This window comes from Corynebacterium choanae, from assembly GCF_003813965.1.
Lineage (GTDB): Bacteria > Actinomycetota > Actinomycetes > Mycobacteriales > Mycobacteriaceae > Corynebacterium > Corynebacterium choanae.
Map to the genome: position 1 here is coordinate 2,674,378 of NZ_CP033896.1, position 11,100 is coordinate 2,685,477.

7 protein-coding genes and 1 tRNA gene are annotated in these 11,100 nt (G+C 57.0%); 2 read left to right on the forward strand and 6 right to left on the reverse strand.

Annotated features, from left to right (window positions below):
- Positions 1–63 precede the first annotated feature (63 nt).
- The gene (locus CCHOA_RS09635; protein WP_123930008.1) at positions 64–1,485 is read right to left on the reverse strand and encodes a cation:dicarboxylate symporter family transporter; all 1,422 of its coding nucleotides are present in this window, start codon (positions 1,483–1,485) and stop codon (positions 64–66) included.
- 642 nt (positions 1,486–2,127) lie between these two features.
- Here CCHOA_RS09635 and CCHOA_RS09640 point away from each other — a divergent pair.
- Positions 2,128–2,451, forward strand: a complete 324-nt coding sequence (locus CCHOA_RS09640) for a putative quinol monooxygenase (RefSeq protein WP_123930011.1) — start codon at positions 2,128–2,130, stop codon at positions 2,449–2,451.
- Positions 2,452–2,587: 136 nt separating this feature from the next.
- On the opposite strand, the gene CCHOA_RS09645 is transcribed toward CCHOA_RS09640, so the two are convergent.
- From CCHOA_RS09645 to CCHOA_RS09655, 3 genes are all read right to left on the reverse strand, one after another.
- Entirely contained in the window at positions 2,588–3,478 is an 891-nt protein-coding gene (locus CCHOA_RS09645; protein ID WP_123930014.1) for a VOC family protein, read from the reverse strand.
- A gap of 208 nt (positions 3,479–3,686) precedes the next feature.
- A tRNA-Thr gene (locus tag CCHOA_RS09650) sits at positions 3,687–3,759 on the reverse strand.
- 116 nt (positions 3,760–3,875) lie between these two features.
- Positions 3,876–5,120 carry a DNA polymerase III subunit delta' gene (locus CCHOA_RS09655; RefSeq protein ID WP_123930017.1) on the reverse strand — a complete coding sequence of 415 codons (1,245 nt, stop codon included), beginning with the start codon at positions 5,118–5,120 and terminating at the stop codon, positions 3,876–3,878.
- Between the two features lie 62 nt (positions 5,121–5,182).
- On the opposite strand from CCHOA_RS09655, the gene CCHOA_RS09660 reads away from it, so the two are divergent.
- A complete protein-coding gene (locus CCHOA_RS09660) occupies positions 5,183–6,724 on the forward strand; it encodes an adenylate/guanylate cyclase domain-containing protein (protein ID WP_123930020.1) in 1,542 nt (513 codons plus the stop codon).
- 291 nt (positions 6,725–7,015) lie between these two features.
- Here CCHOA_RS09660 and topA read toward each other — a convergent pair whose 3' ends face one another.
- Entirely contained in the window at positions 7,016–9,997 is a 2,982-nt protein-coding gene (gene topA, locus CCHOA_RS09665; RefSeq protein ID WP_123930023.1) for a type I DNA topoisomerase, read from the reverse strand.
- 641 nt (positions 9,998–10,638) lie between these two features.
- Entirely contained in the window at positions 10,639–10,845 is a 207-nt protein-coding gene (locus CCHOA_RS09670) for a cold-shock protein (protein WP_123930026.1), read from the reverse strand.
- Positions 10,846–11,100: the final 255 nt, after the last annotated feature.

Here is an 11,100-nt window from a genome sequence, read left to right on the forward strand (position 1 = left end):
GGCTACCGTGCACGCGAGAACATCACTCCAGCACACGACGTGGACTGCTGCATCAACCACCTGCTATTTCGTGGGATAGGCATCCAAATCAACCTGCGGGGTTGGTTGTAGCTGCGCGGTTGGGGTGTTCTCCACTGTCGGATGATGGAAATCAACATGGGTATCGTCTGCGGTTTCCACATACGGGATTTTCCCGTCGAGCACATCATGCACCCGCTGCTTGTCTACAGTGCCAGTCCATCGACCAACCAGCAGTGTTGCCACCGCATTCCCGGAGAAGTTCGTCAACGCCCGAGCCTCCGACATAAACCGGTCGATACCGACAATCACACCGACGCCATCCAACAGTTCGGGGCGGTGGGCTTGCAAACCAGCTGCCAGAGTTGCCAACCCAGCACCGGTAACACCAGCTGCCCCCTTGGAGGCGATGATCATAAAAATCAGCAGCGAGATCTGTTCGGCCATGCTCATCGGATTATTCATCGCGTCAGAGATAAAGATCGCGGCCATCGTCAAATAGATTGCCGTGCCATCCAAGTTAAAGGAATAGCCGGTAGGCACAACAATGCCCACCGTCGACTTGTCGACACCGATATGTTCCATTTTCCGCATCAGGTTTGGTAGCGCCGATTCGGAAGATGAAGTGGCAACAATGAGCAAATATTCCCGGCCAAGATATTTCGCCAGCTTGAAAATATTGAAACCGCCGAACACTTTCAGCACCAGACCAAGAACCCCGAACACAAACAGCAAACAGGTGATGTAGAACGCCAGCATCAAAATCGCCAGCTGTTTGACCGCCTCAAAGCCGGTGGCACCCACCACCCCGGCGATCGCACCAAAGGCACCAATTGGGGCAACCCACAAGATCATGGTGAGCATTTTGAACACCAGCACCTGCAGATGGGCGACACCCCGCAGAATCGGTTCACCCCGCTTGCCAAGTGACTGCACCGCAAAACCCACCAGCAAGGCGATAAATAACGTTTGCAGCACCGAACCGGAAGTAAACGCCGAGATCATCGTCTCTGGGATGATGCCCATAATGAAGTCAGTAGTGCCATGGCCACCCTCGCCGGCGGCTTTCGTAAACTTTTCGGCCGCCTTCGCCGACGCCTCAATGTTGAGCCCGTCACCAGGTTGGATGAAGTTCCCGACAACAAGACCGATCGCCAGCGCAAAGGTGGACATGAAAATAAAGTAGGCGAGCGCCAACCCGCCTGCTTTCCCCACCGAGGCGGCTGCGCGCACCGACCCGATGCCGAGCACGATCGTGCAGAAAATCACCGGGGAGATCATCATTTTGATGAGATTGACGAACATGGTGCCAACCACTTTGAACTGCACTGCCATGCTGGGGGCGACAAGTCCAAAGATCACACCGGCAATCACTGCAATAATGACGCCGATGTACAGCCAGTGTGTGTTGTCCTTGTGCCCGCCTTTCGGTTCGGGAATCTTCGGACCTGTTGCCACTTGTGCCATAGGTGTTGCTCTTTCCGCATCGTTGTTCCCCACGCCATCAGTTGGCCGGTGATCAGCTGTGTAGATCACCGTAAGTATTGCCGTTCCACAGCGGGGTTCTTTACCGGTTCAAAGCGTAAACTTTTCATAAGAGATGTGTTAAAGAAAACCCTTACATACCCCCATTGCTTGGGGTAAATCGGCAAGTATTCCCCAGTACATCCACCATAAATACGACCTTTCAATACCCCCGATATGATCGTCAGCAACCCTGCCCTATCGCCGCTGGCCAAGAGGATAAAGTTGGCAAAAACGGCAACGATATCGACCGTGGGAGAGCCACCCTAAAAACAGGTAGACAGTGTGCAGCAATATGCTATGTGAGTGATATTGGCAGCAATATCACCTACTGCTTTCTCCCCACTTCCACACAAGATCAGCTCCTCGCCGCGCCGCCTCCCCCGAACATGGCCAGGGGAATTCGCAGCACTGCCGCCCACCACAAGATGTACCCCGACAGACACCGGCAACCATTCCGGCACCCAACTGCATCCACCAGGCAGCTTTCATCCACCAAACACCGGTGCGGTTGCGCCTACCTGCAGCAGCCTGCGGCAAGGTGGACACTGCAAGCCAAGCGCTGCTATTCGCTACAGTGGAACCATGATCTTGATCAACGCGAAATTCACTGTCAAAGACGAATATGTCGATACCTTCCTCGACCGGGTCGCCGACTTCACCGCCGACACCCGCGCTGAGGAAGGCAACATATTCTTCAACTGGTATCGCTCCACGGAAGAATCCAACGTGTTCTATCTTGCGGAAGCCTTCGCCGATGATGCGGCGGAAGCCCATGTGACCTCTGCGCACTTTAAGAAAGCACAGCAGGAGATCCCACCGCTACTCGTTTCGACACCAGATGTCATCAACACTCTCATCGAAGGCAAAACCGAGTGGGACAAACTCGGCGAATTTGAAGTGAAATAGCTTTGCCCTACACCGCGACGCTACGGCGGTGGGGCAACGTTCACCCCACCGCCAGCGCAACACCCCAGGTACCCGTTATCGGCGCCACACTGCCACAGGAGGCGCACACGGATCTGGGGTGTTGTTTTGCTTTGAGTTACAACTCATCAATCACGATGTTGCGCATGCCCATGAGCTTTGCATAGGCGTTGGGGCGCTGCATGAACTCGGACAGGTTGGAAGGCACCACCTGCCAGGCCAACCCGAATTTATCCCGCAACCATCCACACCGCTCTGCCGCAGGATCGGCGGAAAGTGCATGAAAATAGTGATTGATCGCGGTCTGATCGTCGGCGTTGACCATTAGCGCCACCCCGCCACCGAAGTGAAATGGTTGCTCCACAGCTGAATCCATCGCCCCGAAAAGCTGCCCCTCCAGGGTGAACGTGGCAAATACCACCGAGTCGCCGGTGATCACCCCATTGTCGCCTTGCCCCATATCCTGGTAGGTCACCTTGTTCAGAATCTCACCAGAGAACACCTCGGTGTAGTGCGTCAGTGCTTCAGCCGCACGATTCTGTGCCGCCCCACAGAACATGATGCTGGGATAAATCGCGGGCAGATCCACCGGTTCCTCATGGGTGAACAGCTGCCAACTCACCCCGAATTTATCCTCTACCCAGCAGTAGTAGGGGTTGAAGTCGTATTCCTGCAGCGGCATCATGACAAACCCGTCCGCAGCAAGGCCTGCGTAGAGCTGCTGCGTAGCTGCCCGATCAGGATTGCTCACCATCAATGAGATCGTCGGATTTGGGGTGAAGGTATCGTCGGCGTTGATGAGCAGTAACCGGAATCCGCGAATGGCAAGCTCAATGGTGAGGGTTTTGCCTGCGAAGGGTTGTTGAAAGTCGAGAAGACCCTCTTCCGGATAGCGCTGGTGATCGATAATCTCAACGTCGCCAAAGACGTCACGATATTGTGCGGCAACCTCGTCAGCGTTGCCATTACACCAAATAGTGGGGACGATACATTGTGCGGCTGCTGTCATGACTGCGAGGCTCCTTGCCCGTGCGATGAACCAGTGAACCCCCAGTGTAGACGCACACCACTGGTTTCTTGTGTTGTCCAACGCTGTGGCGCAACCTCGGATGTCGTGGAAATGTCGTGCAAGGGTGATGCAACGATCACTAGCACTGAAGGTGGGTTTTGGGCACTACAAAAGCCCCCTACCTGACGGTGCAGAGAGGGGGCTAGGGAGCCGCCTGCGAGAATCGAACTCGCGACCTTTTCATTACGAGTGAAATGCTCTACCGACTGAGCTAAGGCGGCGTCGATGCCAACATCTGTGATGGGCATCGGTGATGAAATATACCGCACGGTGTGGCGATATGTGAAACTGGCACCGTGTTGCGGTTGAAATCTGCTTGTCACCGGCAGCGTTGATGCTAACGGCGGCAGGCGATCCGCATCTTTGCCAGCATGGCGTCGAGTGCTACTTGATAGCCGGTGTTCATCGTGAGCATGGTGCGGCATTCACTAATGGCATCGAAGCAGGCGATGAGACTTGCCGGGCTGTAGTTGTTGGCAAGTTTGTCGATGATGGGTTGCTTGTCGGGGTTCATTGGTGCAACACCGGCGCCGGTGGCTTGCGCTAAGCCGTCGCGAATTATCCCGGCAAGGTCGGTGAGCGACATGTCGATCGCATCGGTGTGGAAGCGTTTCCGACGTTTCTTTTGTTGTTCTTCCAGGTTTTTCAATTCGGTTGCTGTCCCCCGCAGTGCGGCACGGGTTCCTTTGCCGGTCGCTTCGGTGCCGAGGGCGGTTTTGAGTTTTTCTAATTCGTGAGTTTCTTTCGGCTTAAGGGATTCGTCGGCTTCTTCTTCAATGATGCGAATCAGTTTGGTGACTTGCAGGAATGCTTCACTGCCGCTGGTAAAGGTGTTGGCGATAGCAAGTACGGCGTCCCGGCGCGCCCGGGCATTAGCGGAGGTTGCCAGGTGGCGGGCGCGTCCAATGTGGCAGGCGCTGGCGGCGGCAGCTGTTTCGGCTTGGGCGCGGCTAAGATTCGTGTTGTGTTGCAGCTGGTCGGCGACTTGGCTCACACTGGGGGTGGGGATGTAGAGCTGTCGGCAGCGGGAGGTGAGGGTGACTGCAATGTCGGCAGGGTCGTTGGAGGGGGCGCACAGCATGATGATGGTGCGGGCGGGTGGTTCTTCGACGGTTTTTAGCAGTGCATTGGCGGCCGCATCGGTGAGCCGGTCGGCGTCTTCGATGATGATGACACGCCATCGGGCGACGGTGGGGGCGGCATAGGCTTGCCGGATCACTTCCCGCATTTTCGCCACAGAGATGCTCGCCTCGGCGGGCACAATGTGCAGCACGTCGGCGTGGCTGCCGGTGCGGGCTGTGTGGCAGGCGTGGCAGCTGCCGCAGCCGACTGTGGTCGGGTCATCGCAGACGAGGGCGGCAGCGAATGCGAGGGCTGCGGTGGAGCGTCCCGCACCGGGGGGACCGGTAACGAGCCACGAGTGGGTCATGGCGGTGGCATCAGTGGGAAGGGGGCACCCGTCGGCGATGCGGCGGGCGGCGGCAGCTGCGGCCGCCAGGGGCGCGACGGTGTGGCTGCCAGCGGCTAACGTGGCAAATACCGGCGGGAGTTGCGGCTGTTTTCCTGATTGATGCTCAGACACAGTATCTACCCTAGGCGGTAGATCGCTGCTAAGAGCATTCCTAGACGTTAAAGTAATTGTTCATGACCCGGTTGAGGACTATTGCTGCGTGGCTAATGACAACTTCCTGGCCGCTGTATGCGGCAATGGTGGTGGCCTCAAATGTGGTGGGGGCGTTTGCCACCATTGTGTTTATCCGGGTGCTGCTGCCGGTGGGGCAGCTGTCGGCAAATCCTGCCCCGGCCACGCCGCTGACGAAGCATCTCCCCATGATTGCTGTGGGTTATCTGCTGGTGGCGGTGATTGCGCTGCTGGCGGCCACCATCTGGTTGCTTGTGCCGGTGTGGCGGTGGCAGCGACATCCGCAGGCCCATGATCGCAATATGGTTCGTCATCTGGTGTTGCGAATTCCGCTGTATCAAGCAGGGATTGCAGCCTTGTTGTGGCTGATGGGTTTTACCCTTGCCACGATCCTGGCGGCTGTTGGCGGCGACCGGCAGCTGGCGATCGTCATCGCCGTTGTTTCCCTGCTAGCAACCGTGGTGGTCACGGTGCTCACCTATTTGGAGGCGCAGCGCCTCATGCGGCCGTTTGCGGTTGCTGCTCTTGCCCGCCGTTTCGAGGATTCCTCCCTTGAGCCGCCGATTCGGCAGCGGCTGTTACTCACCTGGATCACCACCACCGGGGTGCCAATTGTTGGGGTGCTGCTGCTGATCACCGGTCAGCAGACCGGGTTTTTCGCCGGTAGCGCCGCCGATATTTTGCCTGCTATTGCCGCGTTAACCACGGCGGCACTGGTGACCGGGGTGATTGCCACGATGCTGGTGATGACCAGCATCGTTGATCCGATCCTGGAGCTTAAAGGGGCGATTGGGAAAGTTCGCCGCGGCGAAACCAACACGATGGTCGATATTTATGACGGCTCCGAGATTGGTGTGCTGCAGGCCGGATTCAATGAGATGATGCGCGGCTTGCGGGAAAGGCAGCGTGTCCGGGAAATCTTTGGCCGCTATGTTGGCACCGAGGTTGCCCGCCGCGCCCTTGAGGAGCGTCCCACCCTCGGCGGGGAATCCCGCCGGGTAGCAGTGCTGTTTGTGGATGTGATTGGCTCGACCACGTTTGCGATGAACCACACCCCGGAGGAAGTGGTGAGCGCCCTCAACGAGTTTTTTGAACGGGTTGTCGCGGTGGTGCACCGCAACAAGGGCATTATCAACAAATTCCAAGGGGATGCTGCGTTGGCGGTGTTTGGTGCACCGCTGCCTTTAGCAGATGCGGCCGGCTATGCGCTTGCTGCAGCCAGGGAACTCCGCCAGGAGGTGCGGGGCATGGAATTGTCTTGCGGGATCGGGGTGTGTTCCGGCACTGTGGTTGCCGGCCATATCGGTGGTCATGATCGTTTCGAATACACCGTGATCGGGGATGCGGTGAATCAGGCTGCACGGTTGACGGAACTCGCCAAAGACACCCCCGGCCGGGTGCTCACTAATGCGGCAACGCTGCAGAGCGCAAATGAAGCGGAACAAGCCCGGTGGACAGTGCTCAAGTCCGTCGAGCTGCGCGGACGTACCGCACTCACCCAGCTTGCCCGCCCTATCCGCCCCACTCTGGCAGACCGCAGCTAGCTTCCCACTCGTATCGGGTGAACAAGTGCTACTCCCAGTGTTAAGGCAGCAAGTGGCACAACCCGCACCAGTCCAAGCGTGTTTCACACCCCGCATCGATAATTGCCGCATCTATTGCCCCGCCAACAGGGCAACACTGCCACGAGTGAACCCCACCCAAGTGACCCAAGCAAGGCACTAAAAAAAGGGCACAGAGCACAACACACCCTTGTGTCCCGGAATGCACCGGGGCGTAAGGGTGTGTGGGGGCACGGCAAGCTGTAGTTTCTTGGCCGTGTAGCGTGCTGGCGTTTAGCTGCGGGATGCTTTCACAGTCCGTTTCGTCAGCGTTGGTTTACTGGCTTTCTTGGCAGCTTTCTTCGTAGTTTTCTTCGCCGCCTTCTTTGTGGTTTTCTTCGCAGCAGTTTTCTTGGTCGTCTTTCGACTGCGTTTCGTACCACCCGGATTCTCGGCTTCTTTAGCTCGCCGCTCAGAAAGCAACTCGCACGCCCGCTGATCTGTCATCGTCTCCGGGGTGTCACCCTTGCGTAGCGAAGCATTCGTCTCCCCGTCGGTGACAAACGGACCGAACCGACCATCTTTAATCACCATCGGTTTGCCGGAGACATCGTTGTTACCCAACGTTTTCAACGGTGGCTGCGCCGCCTGCCGGCCGCGACGTTTCGGTTCCGCATAGATCGCCGATGCCTCATCGAGCGTGATGCTGAAAATCTGCGCTTCACTCCCCAGCGAACGGGAATCATTGCCCTTCTTCAGATACGGGCCATAGCGTCCATTTTGTGCATAGATCATTTCCCCGTCGCGCGGATCGGCACCAACTTCCCGCGGCAGCGCCAACAGCTGTAACGCTTCGTCCAAGGTTACGGTTGCCGGCTCCATCGAGGAAAACAGCGACGCAGTCGCCGGTTTCAACGTTTCTTCCAAAATCTCTTGAGTACGCTTTTCTTTCTGCTTCGCAGCAGTTTTCGTATCCCAATTCTTGGCGCGTTTCCCTTCGGCGGCACGTTGCGCATCTTCCGCATCCCGCTCCGCCTGAATCGTCGACTCGGCGATTGTAGCGACCTTAGCCTGCTCCTCGTCGGTAACAATCTCAGTCACATAGGGTCCAAAGCGGCCGTCGCGGGCAACAATCATCCGCCCATTTGCCGGATTGACGCCGACTTCCCGACCACCAGGTGGGGTAGCAAACAGTTTCTCAGCAAGGGCAACAGTCAACTCGTCTGGGGTGATAGTGTCTGGCAGGTTCGCCCGCTGATGTTCCGGCTCGCCGGTGTCTTTCACCCCAACTTGGCGTTCCAGATACGGCCCGTAGCGACCAACCCGCACAAACACCGGACGTCCCTCAGCATCATCAAAGACATGCAGCGAGTTCACGGTGCGGGCATCAATCAACTCCAGATTGTCGCCAACCAGCGCCTTCAACCCGCCCAACCGAGCAATAGACTCGGCTGTTGCATCAGAGGCCTGATCGTTGCCGAAATAGAATGACTGCAACCATTCGGTGCGGTTTTCGTTACCGGCGGCAATATCGTCGAGTTCATCCTCCATCGAGGAGGTGAAATCATAGTCCACCAAGGAAGCAAAGGACTGCTCCATCAGGCCAACCACGGCAAACGCCACCCAAGTCGGCACCAGCGCATTGCCACGGGGATACACATAGCCGCGGTCTTGAATGGTTTTAATAATCGACGCATAGGTAGACGGACGCCCAATACCGAGCTCTTCCATCTTTTTAACCAGGGATGCTTCCGTATAGCGGGCAGGCGGATTCGTCTTATGGCCTTCCGGCGTCAAACTGTTTGCAGTCAACGCATCACCTTGCGCCAGCCGCGGCAGTGCCGCAGTCTCCGCATCACCATTGCGTGATTCCTCAGCCACATCGGCGTAGGCCTTCAAAAAACCGGGGAAGGTGATTGTCCGTCCGGTGGCGGTGAACGCGGCAGTTTCCCCCGCCGACGAGGAAGCCTCAATGGTCACCTTCATCGACTGGCCTTTCGCATCTGCCATCTGGGAGGCGACGGTACGCTGCCAAATCAGTTCATACAGCCGGAACTCTTCAGTGTCCAACACGCCAGAAAGTTGACCAGGTGTGGCAAACGTTTCCCCGGCGGGACGGATAGCTTCGTGTGCTTCTTGGGAATTTTTCACTTTGCGGGTGTACTGCCGGGGAGTTTCGGCAACATATTCCCGCCCATAGAGTTCCAGCGCCTGTGCCCTGGCAGCTTGAATACCGGCCTGCGACAGCGTCGTCGAGTCGGTACGCATATAGGTGATATGCCCGTTTTCGTAAAGCCGCTGCGCGATACGCATCGTCCGCTCAGAGGTGTAGTGCAGTTTCCGACCGGCTTCCTGCTGCAGCGTAGAGGTCATAAACGGCGGATAAGGCTTGCGAGTATAGGGCTTGTCTTCAACCTCAGTGACAGCAAATGGGGCGCCGCTGAGCGTATCGGCTAACGCCTCTGCCCGCTGCTGATCAACAACCACCACTTCGGCAGCTGATTTCTGCTTCAACTCACCGGTGTCCGCAAAGTCACGGCCAGTTGCTACTCGCCGGCCGTCAACCGCAGCCAACCGGGCTGCAAAGGTCGTTGGATTGGCACTATCAGCCTTGGCGCCGGTGGCCAACTCGGCCACAATATCCCAATAGTCGGCCGACACGAACGCCATCCGCTGCCGTTCCCGCTGCACAATCACCCGAGTTGCAACAGACTGCACCCGTCCTGCGGAAAGCCGTGGCATCACTTTCTTCCACAACACCGGGGAGATCTCATAGCCATACAACCGGTCAAGGATACGACGGGTTTCCTGTGCATCAACCAAGTTCGTATCCAGCTCACGGGTGTTTTCCGCAGCCTGCAGAATCGCCGGTTTGGTGATCTCGTTAAACACCATGCGCCGCACCGGCACCTTCGGCTTCAACACTTCCAGCAGATGCCAGGCGATCGCCTCACCTTCCCGGTCGGGGTCGGTGGCAAGGAACAGCTCGTCAACCTCTGCAAGTTTCGCTTTCAGATCGCTGACCTTTTTCTTCTTATCTGGACTGACCAGATATAGCGGCGCAAACTCGTGTTCCACATCCACCCCGAGACGTGCCCAAGGTTCCTTTTTATATTTCGCCGGAATATCGGCCGCACCCCGCGGCAAGTCGCGAATATGGCCGACTGATGCTTCCACAACATAGTTGTCGCCCAAATATGGCTGGATTTTCTTCGCCTTCGTCGCCGACTCGACAATCACCAGTCGTTTCTTCTGGGCTGAAGCTTCTTTTGCCACTGGCGTTCCACACCTTCCGCGAAAACATCAATCTGCCGGTTAGCAACAATCTTCATCGTCGCTAACGTCTGTGCCTACCGTACACATAGTGGGTCACATGTCAGCACCACAAGCATATTCACCATGGCGCGATACCTCTTATATAGGAGCTGCTAGGAAAAGATACCAGTGGGCAAACCTGCACGTTGTCGTGTTTGTTCAAGCTGTTAGACCGCCGCAACTTAACGGGGGATTCCTGCGGGGGTAGTGAGTGCTCTTTTCCCACCCACCGAAACAGCTGGGATTCCACCGGTGTGGTGCTATCGCACAGCACACCTGCCGCCCCGCCCGCAGCTGCCCGCTGCTGCACGCAGCTTCCCACCACAGTGGTGATGCTCGTATCGTTGCGTCGCGGTAATCGTTGCACCCCGATGATGACAATCCACCCCAGGGTAGCAATGCAAAAGGACTTACCCAGCTGCTGTGAAACACAGCATCTCCTGGATAAGTCCCTGAAAAAGGATGCCGCCATCAGGTGGCGGGCATCGCTGCAAAAGTCCAAGTGCACTGCCTGCAACGCAGTTTCAATGTGCCGCTGCGATAATTCGCAGCAACCCACCGCAGTGACGTATATTCACGCAGGCACCAGGTCGCGGAGGCGATTAGCCGATGACGGTAACCTTCTGCGCCTGCAGACCCTTTTCGGTCTCACCGATTTCGAATTCGACCTGCTGGCCGTCTTCGAGGGAACGGAAACCATTGCCCTCAATCTCGGTGTAGTGCACGAAGATCTGCTTCGAGCCGTCAGCTGGGGCAATGAAGCCGTAGCCTTTTTCTGCGTTGAACCATTCAACGGTTCCCTGTGCCATGTGTTAAACCTAACGTAATAAAGCGACACCGCTATCCAAACAACACGGATATGCAGTGGGTACATCGGCGGTGAGGAATCTCAGCCGACCCCAACCTAGTTTCCGACCTTGACGTCGGTGACATAGTGTGGGGTGCCAGCGATAAAAATCGCTGGTCGATTGAACCGCTGCCCAGTGTGTCACGTTTTCACCACCAGGGATAGTCCACCGGCTGGAAAACCTTGTTTTCCCTGCTCGGCCGATAACTGCGGGTGT

Coding starts and splice junctions, on each gene's coding strand:
- CCHOA_RS09635 (WP_123930008.1), bottom strand. CDS start 1,485: ATGGCACAAGTGGCAACAGGTCCGAAGATTCCCGAACCGAAAGGCGGG.
- CCHOA_RS09640 (WP_123930011.1), top strand. CDS start 2,128: ATGATCTTGATCAACGCGAAATTCACTGTCAAAGACGAATATGTCGAT.
- CCHOA_RS09645 (WP_123930014.1), bottom strand. CDS start 3,478: ATGACAGCAGCCGCACAATGTATCGTCCCCACTATTTGGTGTAATGGC.
- CCHOA_RS09660 (WP_123930020.1), top strand. CDS start 5,183: ATGACCCGGTTGAGGACTATTGCTGCGTGGCTAATGACAACTTCCTGG.
- CCHOA_RS09670 (WP_123930026.1), bottom strand. CDS start 10,845: ATGGCACAGGGAACCGTTGAATGGTTCAACGCAGAAAAAGGCTACGGC.